A 16,027-nucleotide genomic window follows, 5' to 3' on the forward strand; every position below is an offset into this window, starting at 1 on the left:
GAAATTACCAAGAAAATACTATTGAATCAATGTTCATTCCAATCACTAAAGAGAAACTCCAGGCCTTTATTAAGAGCACTTCCATACCAACTATTATCCCAATCATACTGATCTTTTTCTTCCTGACTCATCTTGTTTGCTCTGATGACGACTTGCTGAATAGGTCGGCCACCAGAGATCAATCCTATTTCTTCCATTGTCAAAATTTGCATCAAATCTCCTCAATAAATTAGCTGAATAATACGTTCAGCTCCCCCGCCATCTCGCGTGGCGCCCGCTCATGCCGCGCGAAACATTCTACCTAACGCATTTTTGGTAAAAATTTTTTGTAACGCATATCATATATTGTTAGTCACTCCTAAGAATTTTTCATCATAAATAATGCGTGGAATATAAAAATTTTTAATGCTATAAACATGCAATGACAAAAACTCACGATCTAATCAATAACCATTCGAAACTTCTTAAAGACGGAAAATTAATCATCAACCATTACATTCCTGGAGAAGCGCTTGCTAATTCAATTTTCGGAAATTCATCACATTGAAAATCAAAGAATTACATACGAGTGTTGGTCGAAAATCCGAGTAAATCAGCGGCTCCCTAGTTGCATTTCTCGATCTTTTCAACTGCTCCCTTTCTTGACTTGTAAATATACAAAAAAACAAAAGTCAAGAAGATGGAAGATATGATGATTCCGTGAAAAATAAAAGGATGGCGCATTGAGAAATCAAGCAGCCAATAGGAAATCAATACGCATTTACTCAATAAAAAATATAGCAAGGCAATCGATGTCACGAAAAAAATTACTGAAATTATTTCACATTTATCAATATTTCTCATATATCATCAAGAGTGTTTGATGTTTATAAATATTCACGCTAGCGCTTGTCCATCGGTACTCGGGTTCTTTCAAAGTAACCAATATCGCTCAAAGCGCCCGTCGCCCACATGCCGGCAGAAACAACGCCGTGCTTCACCGTTCTCCCAAAAAATAAGTCATCAACTACGCAAGTGTCTTGCTATATTTTTATCGTAAAACCAATCATTTCCACCGTATATAAGATTGGTCCTAAAAATTTTCTCAGGGGTCTTGCGGCAACGCCTGGATGCATCCAAAAGCTGCGCGCCAGGCGGTTCCACTCGCGGTACTCAAGAAATCGGACATGTCCATCCACTCGCCGAGACGCCACCTCACTGCCGCGAAGAGCGATAGCACGTTAAACTGATGCCCCCTGTCCTCCCGTGCGCGAAGGGCGCGGAACGCCAGGCGGTGCTGGCGACGTGCTGGAGGCGGGGATCGAAGCCATGCGTGGAGACTTACTGAGTTATTTACTGAATTACTTACTGGAACAATGACATGATGAATTGCAAGACAGTCAATACCTGGCTGGAGATGGCGCGAAGCGATGAGGTGCTCGTTGATGCCGACGACATCAATCACGAAGCGAACACCAATATGTGGAGCTTTTCGCCGACGGAGGAGGAAACGCCGCAGATCCATGCGGCGGACATCGTTGCATTCATTGGAGAGTTGATCGCGGCATGCAGCAGCGCGCTCATTGGCGAGGATATGCTGTTCTATTGCTGGCACGATGCGCAATGCCGCCAGTTGCGCTACAGCCTGGTGTCACGCTCGCATGGCCGGCTGCCGTTTCGCTGCGAGCTGCGCGAAACGCAGGATCTGGCGCTGATCGCCGACCGCGTGGTGAACGGGGACTGGCGCAATGAGCACTATATGCAGGCTCCGCCGGAGGAAGGCGATGAGCAGGAGCCGGCGCCGTTCATCCTGCCCGTGTTTGTAATACCTGTGCCTTAAGAATCAGGACGCAAGAAAGCGCGCAGGCCGGCAAGCCTCCAGGGCTGATGCTGGCTCGCCAGTGACGATTTCCTCGCTGGCAAGTTGGCCCACGATGGCGGCCAGCACGACGCCCGGATGCATGGCGCACACATATACGCCTCCCACCTGCAGCAAATAGCCGATGACGGGCACGCCGTCAAAGGGCATGGGCCGCAGGCCAACAGCGGCAAATTCCGGCGCGATGGCGTCGGCGCCCGCAAGTTCGTTGCGGATCGCTCTGGCCGTGCGCAGCGCCATGGCGGCGGGCTGGTTGTCCGGCGCGTCGTCCACATAGTCTTCCGCTGCCAGCACGGTGCCATCCTCACCCTGCCGCACCTCCATTGCATGACTGGAAATAATGCCGCGCACCAGACCAGGCGGTGCCTGGTAGCGCAGGAAGATGGCGGGCGAGGCGAGAATCGGCAGGCTGGCGCCCAGTTTTTCCGCCAGCGCGGCGGTACCCGTGCCTGCCGCCAGCACGACCACATCCGCTTCAATGATGCCAGCAGTCGTTTCCACGCCCGTCACCTGCGCGTCCTGGACCACAAAGCCCAGCACGGGCATATGCGTGAGGACCGTCGCGCCCAGCGCCCGGGCCGCTGCCAGCAAGGCATGCGTCGCGGCAACGGCGTCGAGCGCGCCCTGCTCCGGCTCGTGGACGGCCTGTCCCGGCGGCTGCCGCAGCTGCGGTTCAAGCTGGGCGATGCGCGAGCGGTCAATCAATAGGGACTCGGGCGACACGCGCCCATCCTGCGTGCCATACGACAAGGCGCCATGCCAGCGCACCGTCAAGCCGGGCACCTGCGTTTCCAGCCGGCGCCAGGCGGCGATGGCGCCGCCGCGCAGGGCCGCAATGGGGTCAATCCCGGCGCAGGACGTGTTAATCCAGGCAAACGAGGTGCCCGTCACACCGGAAGCGATGCCGTCCGCCTCCACCACGGTAACTTGTGTTCCCTTGCTGGCAAGGTGGTATGCGAGCGACGCGCCGACGATGCCGGCGCCGATGACGACGATGTGTTTTGGGCGTTTTGGGACTTCACGATTCATATTTGACAACTTTGTTTTTTATAACAGGATAGAGTCTACCCCAGCCGCCCGCAAATCCAGCGCATACGCATGGCCATCGACAACGTTGCCTGCCACGATGGCAATATCGGGCACGGCAATTCCCTGCACAAAACCGCAGCGTTCCAGCACGCGGATCGATGCCGCATTGCCGTCGATGGCGTAGGCGCACAGGCTGGCCAGCCGCCACTCGTCTTGCGCCAAGGCGATCAGGTGGTGCAGCGCGGCCGTGGCCAGGCCCTTGCCCGCTTGCTGCTCGCCGATGCGGTAGCCGACTTCGGCCACGCCTTGCTGCCGGTCAATGTCCTTGAGGTTGGCGCGTCCGATCAGCTTGCCGTGTTCGTCGACGATGACGCAGGGGTGCATGCGGCCCTGTGCGTGCTCGTCCAGGAATTGCGCGACGTGGGCCTTGATGCCGTCGATGCTGTAAAAAGCGTCCGGACGCCGGTCGATATGGCGTTCGAACCAGGCCCGGTTGGCTTGCTCGAAAGCCAGCAGGGACCCGGCGTCGTCCGGGCGCAGGGTGCGAATGGTGTGTGTGCTCATGGATACTCCTGGAAAGGCATGAGTCTAGTGAGGCGCGGCCCGGCCCGTCAATCTTGATTCCATCAATCAATATAAAGTGACAAACGCTACAATGGCCGCCATGAACAACGATTTATCCGCCTCTGAGGCGGCGCGCCTCCTGGGCGTCAGCCTGCCCACCCTGTATTCCTATGTCAGCCGGGGCTTGCTGGCTTCCGTCAGCAATGGAGCATCGCGCGGCAAGCGCTATCCGCAGGAAGACGTGCTGCGCCTGGCGGCCCGTAGAAATGACGCGAAGCGCGGTGGCCAGACGGCCGTGGCTGCGATGCACTGGGGCTTGCCCGTGCTGGAAACGCGGATTTCCCACATTCTCGACGGCCGACTGCTGTACCGGGGCTGCGATGCGACAGCGCTGGCCCGGCACGCGACCCTGGAAGCGGCCGCCGGGCTGCTGTGGGACGATAACGCGAGCGACTATTTCCAGCAAGACGCGCCTGCCCTGCCGCCAGGACTGGCCTGCGCATCCGATGCGAAGCCGCTGGCACGCGCCATGCTGGCCATGGCCATGCTGACACCAGCGGCCATTCCGCACTCACTGCAGTCCGGCCCCGCCTTGATGCGCCTGCTGGCCGCCGCCCTGCTGCAGACGGCGCCATCCGCCCTGCCGCTGCACCTGCAACTGGCGCTGGCATGGCAGGCTGACGCGGAACAGGCGGAATTGCTGCGTGCCGCCCTCGTGCTGCTGGCCGACCATGAATTGAATGCGTCCACTTTTGCCGTGCGCTGCGTCGCTTCGACGGGCGCCAGCCTTCCCATGGCGCTCAGTGCAGGATTGGCAGCATTGTCCGGAGACCGACATGGCGGCGGCAGCGCGGCGGCCCGGTGCATGTTGACGCAGGCGCTGGCCGCGCCAGACGCCAGGGATAACATCAATGCCTTTTACAAGAACATTGCGCCGGAATTCGCCGGCTTTGGCCATCCGCTGTATCCGCGGGGCGACCCGCGCGCCGCGTATCTGCTGGACCATCTGTCGGCGCTGTCGCATGGGTACCCGCAGTTGCGCGCCATCCTGGCGGCGTGCGCGGTGGCGGGCGAACTGCTCGATGCGCGTCCGAACGCCGACCTGGCGCTGGCGGCCATGGAGCTGGCGTTCGGCTGGCCCGAGGGCGCTGGCATGGGCGTGTTTGCCCTGGCCCGCTCCGCCGGCTGGATAGCGCATGCCGCCGAGCAAGCCGCCAGCGCGGCGCTGATACGGCCACGCGCCCGCTATATCGGACGCCACCAGCGCGACTAGCAATTGACACTTGATTTATTACGCATACGTAGTAGTATACTTCGCATGCGTACCAATACTCCCTCTACCACAGACGTTCCCGATGCCGCCGCTTGCCCGCTGGGCGAGCGTTCGCCGCGCCTGTTCAATCTGCTCAACCTGGCGCGCCAGAACCTGTTCCGCTCGGCCGATGCCGTCTTTACCAGCGAACTGGGTTTTTCCGGCACACAAGTGGTCGCCCTGTTCGCCCTGAAGGGCGAGGAAGGCTGCCAACTCAAGGATCTGGGACGGGCGCTGCAACTGAAAAACTCGGCCGTCACGGGCCTCGTGGCGCGCATGGAAGAAAACGGCCTGATCGTGCGCGGCCAGTCGGCGCTCGATGCGCGCGCCGGCACCCTGCACATGTCGCCCAGGGGCGGCGAGGTGCTGGCCGCCGCCCTGCCCCTGCTCGACAGCCTGAATGAACAACTGAAGCAAGGTTTCAGCGAGGAAGAACTGGCCGTCGTCGCCCGCTTCCTGCTGCACGCCTCGCGCCTGCGTTTTGCGCAGGACGTCTGACCCACCCCCACACCACCACCACAGGAGTTACCCATGCACCCGAACGACATGACCGGCTTGCAACTGATGCAAGCTTTCGCGCAAGGCCTGTTCCCCCGGCCTGGCATTTCCAAGACCATGCCCATGGATGCGCACACGGTCGAACATGGCCGTGTCATCTTCACGGCGACGGCGAATGAAACGCACACCAATCCCATGGGCGGCGTGCACGGCGGTTTCGCGGCCACCGTGCTCGACACGGTCACGGGCTGCGCCACGCACACAGTCTTGCCGGCCGGCGAAAGCTACGGCACGACAGACCTGAACATCAAGATGTGCCGTCCCCTGCCCTTCAACGTGACGGTCTACGCCGAAGGCAAAGTCATCAATGCGGGACGCAACCTGGTCATTTCCGAAGGCACGATCCGCGACGAAGCCGGTAAAGTGTACGCGCACGCGACGGCCACCTGCATGATCATCCGCCCCCGGGAGCAGGCGGCCGCATGAGCCACACTGGCACCATTGCAGAAGTCTGACGCGTGCTGCAGGCTTGAAAGCATCACGCAACGTGGATAGTGTGTATCAGCACGCTATTCTCGCTGTTTATCATGGCAGTCTTGACCTGGTTTCTCTACAAGCAGCAACACCCCTGATTGGTTTGGAGGTCAAGTGAAACGTATTGGCTTATCACTAGGGTTTCTTATTGCTGGACTGCTAACAAGCTGGGCTGCAATGGTCGCCGGCAGTCACCTGCCGTTCTGGTTTCATGTCAAGCTGTTGCGCCACGACTCCAGCGCTTGCTACGAAATAGGGCCGTGTTCGGTATCCTGGTGGGTCACTGCCGCGCTTGTCGCCTATCTTCTTGGCCCATCGTTCATTTTTATGGTGACGGGATGGCTTAGCGCAAGGCCCGGCGTTACCACATCTAAAAAACTGAGCAGACTCTTGCTGCTGGCAGTCTTTACGGTTGTACTGTATTTGCTCGGGTATGTCATCAGTTGAATGTGGGATAACAGTCGGTCAACCGGCGGTCCGCCGCAAGGTATCGTCGGGCGCTTCAGCCCGCCGCCTTCTTCTTCGCCTTCAACAAACTCCCGGCCGCATTTTCCTCGAAACGCCCTGCCTCCTCTATATAGCCATGCACGGTGCCGTCGTGGCGCCAACCGCCCTGGCGCTTGATGGCCTGGAAATCGGCGCCGGCCCGGTGGGCGCTGGTAGCCATGCCGCGACGCAGGCTGTGGCTCGATAGTTCCGGCACGTAATCGAGCTCCGCCAGCCTGGCGCAGCCTTCCAGTATCGTGTTGATGCTGCTCGCGTGCAGCGCTTTCATACTCACATGGCCCCACTGGTTCACCTTGCGCAAGAGCGGCCCCGTGCGGATATGCGCCGCGGCCAGCCAGGCGCGCAAGGCCGTGGCCGGACAGCAGACGCCGTCGCCGAACGGGATCGCCTTGACGATGCCCTCCCCCAATTGATCCGTTTTCGAGCGGGGCAAGGTGATCACCATCCCCTGCGGCTCCCAACTCACGTCTTCCACCCTCAATCCCACCAGTTCGCTGCGGCGAAAACCGCCAAAAAAGCCCAGCTGCAGCAAGGCGCTGTCACGCAAGGCCTTGACGTTGCCCAGCGCGGCCAGTCTGGACACGATCGTTTCCAGGTCTTCCAGCGGCAGCGCCTTGGCCTTCTTTTTTGGCTTGCCGTGCAGGCGGGCAATGCCGGCCAGGGTCTTGCGCACGGTGGGCGTGGATGCGGGATCGGCGAAGCCCTGGTACACATGCCATTGCGACAGGGCCGTCAGGCGCAGGGCCAGGGTGCGCGCGTTCAGGCTGTCCGCATACGCCATCAGGTAACGGATGACGGTGGACTCGTCGGCGGGCAGCGCTCCGCCCCAGGCCTGGAAGTGGCGGATGGCTGAACGGTAGGTGCGGCGCGTGTTATCGGACGTGGCGGCGGCTAAAAAGGCATGATAGCGCGCGGCCAGCTCGGCATCGATCAGGGCGCCATGTAATGGCGCGGCGGCGACGGCGGTGCTTTTGGGCATGGCGGCACGGCGTTTCGAGAGGGGCAAATCGGGCATGGCGGTGGCGAAATCGCGGTTTTGTACTGGGAGAGTCACAGAATAGCATGCAAACCACCCCCATAACACGCGATAAGCGATCTTATCGCGACTTATATTTTGAAAAAATTTCGAAAATTTATATCGTAATATTATTTCATATTACGTATCATGTAATACGTTACTAAATTTCGTTCATAGGTGATTTTATGGCCCGCACCGGCATTTTGTACTCTGATGTTATGAAAGCAGCCCAAATCGTCGCTGCCGATGGCCGCAATCCCACGGTCGACAGCGTGCGCGAAGCGCTGGGCAGCACGGGCAGCAAGAGCACCATCGCCCCCCTGCTCAAGCGCTGGAAGGAAGAGTTCCAGGGCGCGGGGGCCGTCAAAACGGAGGCAGGCTTGCCGGCCGAGCTGATGGAAGCGATGCGCGGCGTGTATGACAAGCAGCAGCGCGACGTGGCGCAGCAGCTGGAAACGGGCATGCAGCAAAACCGCGCCGAACTCGATGCGGCGCTGGAAAAGCTGAAGAAGACGGAAACGGAGCGCTTGAAACTGACGGAGGCGCGCGCCGCCCTCACCCAGGAATTGCGCGCCACGCAGCATGCGCTGGCGCAACTGAAAGAAGAGCACCATTTTCGCGCCGTTACGCTGGCCACCTTACACAGCGATAACGCGGGACTGGCGCAGCGCCTGGCCGACCGGGGCGAGGAAATCGCGGCGCTGAATCGCCAGCTGGCGCAGGTGCGTTCGCAGTTCGACCATTACCAGGAAGCGGCCGCCACCCAGCGCAGCGAGGAACGGGCGCAGGCGCAGCAACGGATCAGCCGGCTGGAACAGGACAACGCCCAGCTGCAGCAGCGTTTGCAGGGCCAGCAAGCGACGCTGGTGCAGCAAGACATGCGCCTGAACCAGCTGCAGACGGAACACGCGCGCCTGGCTGACGACGCGGCGGCCGACCGTACAGCGCTGGCCACCGTGCGCCCGGAGCGCGACCAGTTCGAATTTCAATACTTGCAGGCCGCCGCGTCCGCCGACGCCCTGCTGGCCAAGCTCGATACGGCCTTGCTGGCGCTGAACGATACCAAGGTGGCCCTGGCCGCGCAAGACCGCCAGCTCGACATGCTGGCGGAGCATGGGCAACTATCGCAGCAGAAAATGGACGCATTGGCGCAGGAGCGCGACGGCTTGTTGCGCGACAACGCCGGCATGGCGGCGCGCCTGGCGCTGCACACCAAGGAGCAACGCGATGTCTGAACCCGTTTACATGGCCTGGGATATCTATGATGGCCCCCGGACGGGCATCGCCAGTTTCCAGGGTTCGTCCCACTATTTCGCCTGCGTATGCGCAACATTTCACCTTGACGCCGATCGGCGCGCCGCTGCTGGCGCACGCTAGCGCCGGCGCCCCTGCTACACGGCCGCGTTCCAGGAACTGCCGGGGCAGGAACCGCTGCCTGACGGCGTGCTGCGCGCTTGCGAAGCGCCATGGTTGCCTTGCGCATCCTTGTCAGCCACGGTGGCAACAACGGCATGCTGACAGACATCGCTGCCTATCTGCGAACAGGTCGTTGCCGATGCGCCCGGTATCATGACCGGCCTTGTCGGAGCGGGTCAGCGGCTGGCTCTCGCTTGCGCGCTTCCGATACGCCGACCACGAACAGGACGAGCGCCACGGCAACGCCAAAATAATCGAGGAAATCGAGGCCGGCGAGAAACACGGCGGTCTCGTTCGGGTCGCTCGGCCGGTAATGCACGCGGATGCGCGCGCCCGGCGCCATGCTGGCCAGCCGCCACGCGGTGACGGACTGGTCGCGGTGGCAGCCGGCGTTGCCGATGCGCGAGACGCCGATGCGCGAACTGCGGTAGGCCTCGCCCTCCACGCTGTAGCGGTAGCTCAGTTTGACGCACCAGTCCTGCGACTTGCCCGTGCGCTGATACATGCTGCTGCGTACGATTTCGGCGCTCGTCACGGGCCAGGCGGGCGATGTGAGCTTGTCGTACGCGCGCCAGAAGGAAAAATAGCCTGCCGGAATGGCAAGCAGGATCAGGAACCAGCCCATCATTCTCGCCAGGGCCGGGTCTATCGCGCCAGGATCCTTCATCGCACAGGTGCCCCGGCCTGGCAGCGCACACGTATCCACGCGCCGAGGCGGTCCATGCCGCCGTCGCCTTCGTCCTCGATCCAGCCCGCGCGCGCATAAAAACGCCGCGCGCCCGTGTTGGCCAGCTGCGTCTTGAGGCTCAGGTGCGGGCCGAAACGGGCCACGACGGCCGCCAGCAGGTGCGCGCCGATGCCCAGGCCGCTGTGCGCCGGGTGCACGTACAGATGGTGCAGGAAATAATCAGGGGCATCGCCCGTGTACACGGCGGCAAAGCCGGCGACGCTGCCATCGGATTCGGCAACGAGGATCTCTTCGCCCTGCGTGGCCGCCGTGAAAACGGCGCTGTCGGCGACAGGGCCGAAGGCGTCGCGCCCGGCCAGGGCCAGGATGGCGGTGCAGAACGGCGTGTCCGCGCTGGTAAAGGACCGAATCAGGCACATGGCTGGCGCGTTATTCATTCATTACAGGCGGCGGTTCAGCACGCTGTCGATGTCGTGGGTTGTCAGTTCAAGGTCGACCATGCCGTCTTGCAGCCAGTAGCCGTTACCACCCTGTTGCAGCGCCTCCAGGTCGAGCGTGCCCAAGCCTGGCGGGATGGCGCCGGCGAGCAAAGCGGCCGCGTCGTCCCATTCCCCGTAAAACAGTTTCAGATACCAGCCGTCGTCATGGGCAAAGGCGAGGAAGCGGCCGCGCAAGGCAGGCAGCGGCGCGAGCGCGCCACGGTGGTCGAGCATTGCGGCCACTTCCACTTCATGCACAGCGGGTGCTGCGCCTTGCCAATCGGCCCAGGCATGGCTGCCGCAGGCGTGCAGGTCTTCCTGGGCCAGGGCCGCCAATTGTTGCCCCGCCAAGGTCTGCCATGCGGCAGGCTTTTTGATTGTGCCGGCGCTGCCCCTGCGCAGCACGATGCCGCCGGACTCGCCGAGGGCCGGAAGAAAATCCTTGAATTCGATGCCGGAAGCGATCAGCATGCGCTCGGCAGGGTCGTGCCAGATATACAGATATTGTCTCAAGTCGTCGTCCGTTTTGGTTTCGGCGTCGTGTTTAGCGCCACGGCGGCGCGTATCAACGCCTTGAATGCCGCGGTATCGAGGTGCGCGCCTTCGTGCAGGTCGATGGCCCGGCGCGTGTTGCCGTCCAGGCTGGCATTGAACAGGCCGGCCGGATCGGGCAAGGCGGCGCCCTTGGCGAAAGTGAGTTTCACGGCCAGTTTATAGGTTTCGCCCGTGCAAATCATGCCCGCATGTGACCAGACGGGTACGCCGCGCCATTTGACTTCTTCGACCACGTCCGGGTCCGCCTGGCGTATCAGCGCGCGCACGCTGGCCAGGGTTTTGCCGCGCCAGTCCGCCAGCGAGGCGATTTTCGCATCGATCAGGCTGGCGGCGGAGGCGCTGCTCGCCGCTTCATCATCGGGTGGCGTGCCCGGTGCTGTTTTTTTCATGGCTGGCATCTCCTTCATGCATACACGCATTACTGCGCCGCATCGGCCATGCAGGCGGCCAGCGCAGCGATGAACTGGTCGCGCAAGACCAGGTACTGCGCATCCGTCGCGAATTCCCGTTTATCTGCCGGCTGGTTGAGCAGATAGGCGGTGGCGACCGTCCCGCTGGCGGCCTGCAGCAAGGTGTATAGACTGATCACGCCGGCCGATTGCGTGATATTCGGGTTGTTCAATCCTAGCACTTCCACGCCCTGGCGCGTGTCCGTTTCCAGCGACACAAGATGCGGAGCCTTGCTGTTGGCCGCCATCTGCTGCAGCTGTGCCACGATGGTGTCGCGGTCGGCGGCAAACCTGCCTTCGGCGCTGCGTTCGATTTTCAGATTCACGAAGGGCAAGCTGCTCTTGTGGAACAACATCAGCCGATAGCCGTCGGCCACCGATACCTGCCCTTCACCCGTTGCCAGCTTGACACTGCGCGTCGTCACCTGCGCGGGCAAGCGGTCCTGCTGCCTGAACTGGAACGCGCTGCGGTTGATGCATTGCGCCAAGGGATCGGCCGTGCGGTCCTGCGCCTGGGCGGCCAGAGCGGCAACGAGCAGGGGAATGGCAAGCAATTGGCGATGGTGCATGAAAGGCGTCAGTGATCGAGTCAGGATGCGGCGAGCATAACCGTCCGTATTGCCAGAAGGCAAATGTTTAGTTGTCATCCTCTAAATGGAAACAGCTTCTTAATATGAACTTCACCTGGTCCACGTAGCATTCAGCTTGGCAAGGCTCTCATTGTGCAGCGCCTGCCCTCACCGGCTGAACCATGAATGACATCGCTTTAACCTTGCGCCACGGCGCCGCCGTGCCACCCGCCGTGCGACCACCGCCTGCCAGCGGACACCGCCTGAAAGCGGCGCTGGGCGCCCTCTTCTTTCCCCGCCAGCGCACGCGCTGGCAAGCCTTCCTGGGCAGCATGCCCGGCTTGAGCTCGCTGGCGCAGCTGCATCCCTGTCTGCGCTTCAAGATTTACCGCCCGTACGCCTCGCGCCATCTCGGTTGCACGGATCGCCTGGCCTTGCTGGAAGGACATTACCGTTTCCTGTGGCAAGCGGGCGCGCGCGCCCTGGTCGAACTGGCCGCGCGCCAGCCCGTGGTGCTGGCCGCGTTCGAAGGCAAGGATGGGGCGCTGTACCGCCTGCAGCTGACGGCCATCCACGACAGCCACCGCGAAGGCGAACTGTGCCTGCGCCTGACGCGCGACGGCCAGCCTTTCTACCTGGCCAGCTTTTTGTTCCTGCCGCGCGCCGACGGCGTGTCCCTGCAGCTGGGCGCGCTGCAAGGCTTGCGCTCGGAAGCGGGCGCGCAAGCCGTGAAGGCGGCTACGCGGGCGCTGCACGGTTGCCGTCCGAAAAACCTGATGGTGACAGCCCTGCGCGATTTCGGTGATTTTTTTGCCTGCAATAACGTGTTTTTGATCAGCAATGACAACCGCATCGCCCTGAATGCGCGGCGCCGGCGCCATATCGCGGCCGACTACGACCTGGCGTGGCAGGAATTGCACGCCTTGCGCATGCGCGACGGTAATTATCACTTGCCCTGTGCGCCCTACCGGGCGCCGGACCTGGCCGACGTGCCGTCAAAGAAACGCGCCGATGCGCGCCGGCGCGGCGACTTGTTGCAATGCATGTCCGCCGACATGCGCGCCCAACTGGCGGGCTTGCTGGAAGCGCCGATGGCTGAAAATTGAGCCAGCGCAAGCCTTGCCATGCCCGAGCCATAAAACTCAGGCAGCCTTCATGTTGGCGCCGTATCCTTCACTTGACATGCCAGAGACCTTATCCAGGCACTGGCGTGCATTCGGCCCACCCTGGACAAGGTTTCCCATGACACCCACTTTCGCCCTCCTCCCCCTTTGTCTCGCCGGCACCGCTGCACTGGCCGCCCCTGCACTCGATGACGCCGTGCGCCAGCGCGCGGAAGAACTCACGCGCACGGGCATGCACGCCAGCATCGTCATCGCCGTGATCGACGGCAAGCACAGCGCCGTGTACGGCTTTGGCAGCGTGCATGCCGGCAAGAACATCAAGCCGGGCGCCGACACCGTCTACCAGATCGGCTCCGTCACCAAAACCATGACGGCCTTGCTGCTGGCCGACGCCGTCGCCGAAAACAAGGTCAAACTCGACGAGCCGGTGGCCACATTATTGCCGGGCTATACGTTGCCCGCCTTCGACGGCAAGAAGATCAGCCTGCTCGACCTGGCCACGCATTATTCTTCGCTGCCGCGCCTGCCCGACAACTTCGCGCCGAAGGACCCGGCCAACCCGTATGCCGACTACACGGAAGCCAGACAGCGGCAGTTTCTCGCCGCCTACCATCTGCCCCACGCACCGGGGACGAAATTTGACTACTCGAACATCGGCTACGCCGTGCTGGGCACGGCACTGGCCGCACAGGCCGGCAGCAGCTATGAAGCACTGCTGCAAAAGCGCATCGCCGTGCCGCTCGGCATGCGTTCCACCTCGAACCAGCCCACGCACGGCATGCTGGCGCGCCTGGCGCCCGGCCATCTGCTGTCGCGCGAGCCTACGCCGGCCTGGGATTTGAACGTGGTGGCGCCGGCCGGCGGCGTGTATTCGAGCGCGCGCGACATGGTGGCTTACCTGCAAGCGTACATGTTCAAGCCGCTGCGCCCGTATGCGCTGGCGATCAAGCCACAGCGCCCGCTGGCACCCGACGGCGACACGAAAATCGGCCTGTCCTGGCTGCTGGAGCAGCAACAGGGCCGCAGCTACGCCTGGCACAGCGGCCAGACGGGCGGCTACGCCAGCTATGCGGCGTTTACCACGGACGGCAAGCGGGGCGTGATGGTGCTGACGAATACGGCGCGCGATGTCGATGCGCTGGGCCTGTCCACCTTACTGCCCGGCACGCCCCTGCCGCCGCTGAAAAAGCCGCAGGCCGCCATCGAAGTACCGCGCGCCGCGCTGGCCGAGTACGTTGGCGAGTATCCATTGGACAAGGATTTCACGTTGACGGTGACCCTGGGCAAGCAGGGACTGGAAGCGGCCGGCACGGGCATGGGATCGGCGCCCTTGTTTGCCAGCGCGAAAGACCAATTTTTCTTCCGCGCCATCGATGCGGACCTGGCCTTTACACGCGATGCCGCGGGCAAGGTCGCCAGCGCCGTGCTCAAGCAAGGCGGGCAGGACGTGGTCCTGCCGCGCAAGCCGTAAAAATCAAGCTGCCGGGTCTTGCATGAACTGTTCGACCCGGGCAACAAATTCCGCCTTGCTGCGCGTGCGAAACTCGCCCAGGAAGGCATCGCTGCCTTGGACGATCTTGCCGTGGCGGTCGTATGCCACCTTGCCCATCTCCAGCACGAATTCGCCTTGCGGATCGTCTTCCGGCTCGAAGTGCGAATTGAAGCAGTAGCCGGTGTCGCGGCAGCTGCCCCACAGCAGCAATGCGCTGCTGAACCATTGCATGGTCTCGGGACCTGGCTCCACTTCGAACAGGGTATTGACGGTGATATGCCAGCCGCCCGGTACGCGCAGCGGCTGCAATGGGTAGGGAAAGCGTGGCTGCTTCATGTGGAAGATGGCGCGCGGCGCGCCCGGTAAAAGGCAAGGAATTCCGCGGCTGGCAGCGCTTTGGCAAACAGCCATCCCTGGCCGAATTCCACGTTGCGTTCCAGCAGATAGTCGGCTTGCTGCTGCGTTTCGATGCCTTCAGCGACGATCAGCATGTTCAAGGTGCGCGCCATGGCGATGATGTGCGGCGTGACGCTGCTGGTGGCCGCGTCCGTGCCGATGGTGTCGACGAAGGACTTGTCGATTTTCAGGGCGTCGAGCGGCAGGTTTTGCAGGCTAGACAGGCTGGAATAGCCGGTGCCGAAGTCGTCGATGGCCACGGCATGGCCCCGTGCCCTGGCCTTTTCGATGGTGGCGCGGGCCGCTTCCACGTTGATGAAGCCCCGCTCCGTCGCTTCCAGCCAGATCTGCTGCGCCTCGATGCCCGTGCCGGCCAATGCCCGTTCCAGCACGTCGAGCACCCGGCCCGTTTCGATATCGCTGGCGCACAGGTTGATGGCGATGTGCAGTTCGCGGTCGGCCAGCAGCGCGGCGCGCATGTCGGCGATGACGCAAGCGATCACCTGGTCGGTGATGGGCAAAATGAGTTCGCTTTCCTCGGCCACGGGGATGAACAGGTCGGGCCGTATCATGCTGCCGTCGGGACGGCGCCAGCGTATCAGCGCCTCGGCGCCCACGCACACGCCCGTGTCGAGCGCGATGATGGGTTGGTAATGGACAAAGAATTCGCGCCGGTCGATGGCGATGCGCAACTCTCCCATCAGCGACAGGCGACGGCGCGACAGCCACACGACGATGCCGACGATGAATGCCGCCATCAGCAGGCCCAGCGGCAAGAGCAGCAACTGCTCGCGCCGCAGCCTGTCGTTCAGCTTGCTGCGCGGCTCGATCATGACGGCCGTCAAGCCGTCGCGGTACAGCATCGCGTGGATGCTGCCATCGTGCCTGATGTCGCTCGCCATGGGTGTGCCGGCAAGCAAGGCTTGCACTTGTGCGGGGTCCGGATGGTGCAAGGTGTCGAGCACGCCTTCCTTGCCGATGGCCACGGCCATCTGGATATCGCTGTCGACGATGACGTCGGAAAAGCGCACGGGATCGATCAGCACCTTATAGGCACGGTAGGACAGCCCCACCATGCGCTTGCCGCCGCTGACGACGGGGCGCAGGTTGAAATCGAGGCCGATGCCATTGTCCAGGGTAAAGTCGGCGGGCGTGACGGTGATGCGCGCCTCTTCGATACCCGTGGACGTGCATTTGAGCAAGCCGTTTTCCACATAGCCGATATCGTCGATGCTGCGCGTGGTGATGGTGATGCGGCGCAGTTGCTGGATATGCGCTTCCGAACATGGCGCCAGGTCGAGCGCATCGGCGCTGCGCAGGGCGGCGCTGGCAGAAGCGATGGAACGGTGTGCCCGCTCGAGCGCGTAGCCGGCCAGCAGGCGCAGGCGTTCCTGCTCACCCTGCTCAGCGCGCACCGACGACAGGTAGAAGGCCAGGCTCAGTGGAGCAGCCACGCCGATGACTGCGACCAGCACGCTCGTGATGATGATGCGTTTTCTGCGCATACAGTTCCCTGCGGTAGTTATATGAATGCCATGT

20 protein-coding genes are annotated in these 16,027 nt (G+C 62.0%); 8 read left to right on the forward strand and 12 right to left on the reverse strand.

Going from position 1 to position 16,027, the window contains the following annotated elements; genetic code table 11:
* Positions 1–26: 26 nt before the first annotated feature.
* Entirely contained in the window at positions 27–212 is a 186-nt protein-coding gene (locus SJI03_RS09055; protein ID WP_158301091.1) for a hypothetical protein, read from the reverse strand.
* Positions 213–1,360: 1,148 nt separating this feature from the next.
* On the opposite strand from SJI03_RS09055, the gene SJI03_RS09060 reads away from it, so the two are divergent.
* The gene (locus SJI03_RS09060; RefSeq protein WP_322426914.1) at positions 1,361–1,819 is read left to right on the forward strand and encodes a hypothetical protein; all 459 of its coding nucleotides are present in this window, start codon (positions 1,361–1,363) and stop codon (positions 1,817–1,819) included.
* Positions 1,820–1,822: 3 nt separating this feature from the next.
* On the opposite strand, the gene SJI03_RS09065 is transcribed toward SJI03_RS09060, so the two are convergent.
* Entirely contained in the window at positions 1,823–2,887 is a 1,065-nt protein-coding gene (locus SJI03_RS09065; RefSeq protein WP_322426915.1) for an FAD-binding oxidoreductase, read from the reverse strand.
* 18 nt (positions 2,888–2,905) lie between these two features.
* Positions 2,906–3,451, reverse strand: coding sequence for a GNAT family N-acetyltransferase (locus tag SJI03_RS09070; RefSeq protein WP_099376772.1), 546 nt, complete (start codon positions 3,449–3,451; stop codon positions 2,906–2,908).
* Between the two features lie 100 nt (positions 3,452–3,551).
* Here SJI03_RS09070 and SJI03_RS09075 point away from each other — a divergent pair, with 100 nt between their 5' ends.
* From SJI03_RS09075 to SJI03_RS09090, 4 genes are all read left to right on the forward strand, one after another.
* Positions 3,552–4,724, forward strand: coding sequence for a citrate synthase family protein (locus tag SJI03_RS09075; protein ID WP_322426916.1), 1,173 nt, complete (start codon positions 3,552–3,554; stop codon positions 4,722–4,724).
* Between the two features lie 45 nt (positions 4,725–4,769).
* Positions 4,770–5,261: a MarR family winged helix-turn-helix transcriptional regulator gene (locus SJI03_RS09080; protein ID WP_322426917.1), complete on the forward strand. Its 492-nt coding sequence runs from the start codon at positions 4,770–4,772 to the stop codon at positions 5,259–5,261.
* Between the two features lie 33 nt (positions 5,262–5,294).
* Positions 5,295–5,747 (forward strand): PaaI family thioesterase, encoded by a 453-nt coding sequence (locus tag SJI03_RS09085; protein WP_034748275.1) that lies wholly within the window; start codon positions 5,295–5,297, stop codon positions 5,745–5,747.
* A gap of 162 nt (positions 5,748–5,909) precedes the next feature.
* A complete protein-coding gene (locus tag SJI03_RS09090) occupies positions 5,910–6,242 on the forward strand; it encodes a hypothetical protein (RefSeq protein ID WP_322426918.1) in 333 nt (110 codons plus the stop codon).
* Between the two features lie 55 nt (positions 6,243–6,297).
* On the opposite strand, the gene SJI03_RS09095 is transcribed toward SJI03_RS09090, so the two are convergent.
* Entirely contained in the window at positions 6,298–7,281 is a 984-nt protein-coding gene (locus SJI03_RS09095) for a tyrosine-type recombinase/integrase (RefSeq protein ID WP_416208742.1), read from the reverse strand.
* 257 nt (positions 7,282–7,538) lie between these two features.
* Between SJI03_RS09095 and SJI03_RS09100 the strand changes: the two genes are divergently transcribed.
* The gene (locus SJI03_RS09100; protein ID WP_322426920.1) at positions 7,539–8,555 is read left to right on the forward strand and encodes a DNA-binding protein; all 1,017 of its coding nucleotides are present in this window, start codon (positions 7,539–7,541) and stop codon (positions 8,553–8,555) included.
* 156 nt (positions 8,556–8,711) lie between these two features.
* On the opposite strand, the gene SJI03_RS09105 is transcribed toward SJI03_RS09100, so the two are convergent.
* The 6 genes from SJI03_RS09105 to SJI03_RS09130 are packed head-to-tail and all read right to left on the reverse strand — an operon-like array spanning position 8,712 to position 11,476.
* Positions 8,712–8,891: a hypothetical protein gene (locus SJI03_RS09105; protein ID WP_322426921.1), complete on the reverse strand. Its 180-nt coding sequence runs from the start codon at positions 8,889–8,891 to the stop codon at positions 8,712–8,714.
* A complete protein-coding gene (locus SJI03_RS09110) occupies positions 8,888–9,403 on the reverse strand; it encodes a DUF3592 domain-containing protein (protein WP_322426922.1) in 516 nt (171 codons plus the stop codon). Before SJI03_RS09110 ends, SJI03_RS09105 begins: the two co-directional genes overlap by 4 nt.
* Positions 9,400–9,843 carry a GNAT family N-acetyltransferase gene (locus SJI03_RS09115; protein ID WP_322426923.1) on the reverse strand — a complete coding sequence of 148 codons (444 nt, stop codon included), beginning with the start codon at positions 9,841–9,843 and terminating at the stop codon, positions 9,400–9,402. The genes SJI03_RS09110 and SJI03_RS09115 overlap by 4 nt, the downstream gene beginning before the upstream one ends.
* Before the next feature lie 21 nt (positions 9,844–9,864).
* Positions 9,865–10,416 (reverse strand): hypothetical protein, encoded by a 552-nt coding sequence (locus SJI03_RS09120; RefSeq protein ID WP_322426924.1) that lies wholly within the window; start codon positions 10,414–10,416, stop codon positions 9,865–9,867.
* The gene (locus SJI03_RS09125) at positions 10,413–10,847 is read right to left on the reverse strand and encodes a DUF1801 domain-containing protein (RefSeq protein ID WP_322426925.1); all 435 of its coding nucleotides are present in this window, start codon (positions 10,845–10,847) and stop codon (positions 10,413–10,415) included. Before SJI03_RS09125 ends, SJI03_RS09120 begins: the two co-directional genes overlap by 4 nt.
* Positions 10,848–10,876: 29 nt before the next feature.
* Positions 10,877–11,476: a hypothetical protein gene (locus SJI03_RS09130; protein ID WP_322426926.1), complete on the reverse strand. Its 600-nt coding sequence runs from the start codon at positions 11,474–11,476 to the stop codon at positions 10,877–10,879.
* Between the two features lie 182 nt (positions 11,477–11,658).
* On the opposite strand from SJI03_RS09130, the gene SJI03_RS09135 reads away from it, so the two are divergent.
* Both SJI03_RS09135 and SJI03_RS09140 read left to right on the forward strand, forming a co-directional pair.
* On the forward strand, positions 11,659–12,582 hold the full coding sequence (locus SJI03_RS09135; protein ID WP_322426927.1) for a VirK/YbjX family protein: 924 nt from the start codon (positions 11,659–11,661) through the stop codon (positions 12,580–12,582).
* A 136-nt stretch (positions 12,583–12,718) separates the two neighbouring features.
* Entirely contained in the window at positions 12,719–14,071 is a 1,353-nt protein-coding gene (locus SJI03_RS09140; RefSeq protein WP_322426928.1) for a serine hydrolase, read from the forward strand.
* A 3-nt stretch (positions 14,072–14,074) separates the two neighbouring features.
* Here SJI03_RS09140 and SJI03_RS09145 read toward each other — a convergent pair whose 3' ends face one another.
* Complete coding sequence (locus tag SJI03_RS09145; RefSeq protein WP_322426929.1) at positions 14,075–14,428, reverse strand: hypothetical protein; 354 nt, start codon at positions 14,426–14,428, stop codon at positions 14,075–14,077.
* A complete protein-coding gene (locus tag SJI03_RS09150) occupies positions 14,425–15,993 on the reverse strand; it encodes an EAL domain-containing protein (protein WP_322426930.1) in 1,569 nt (522 codons plus the stop codon). The genes SJI03_RS09145 and SJI03_RS09150 overlap by 4 nt, the downstream gene beginning before the upstream one ends.
* Positions 15,994–16,027 lie beyond the last annotated feature (34 nt).

It is taken from the genome of Janthinobacterium sp. GMG1 (genome assembly GCF_034427795.1).
GTDB lineage: Bacteria > Pseudomonadota > Gammaproteobacteria > Burkholderiales > Burkholderiaceae_D > Janthinobacterium.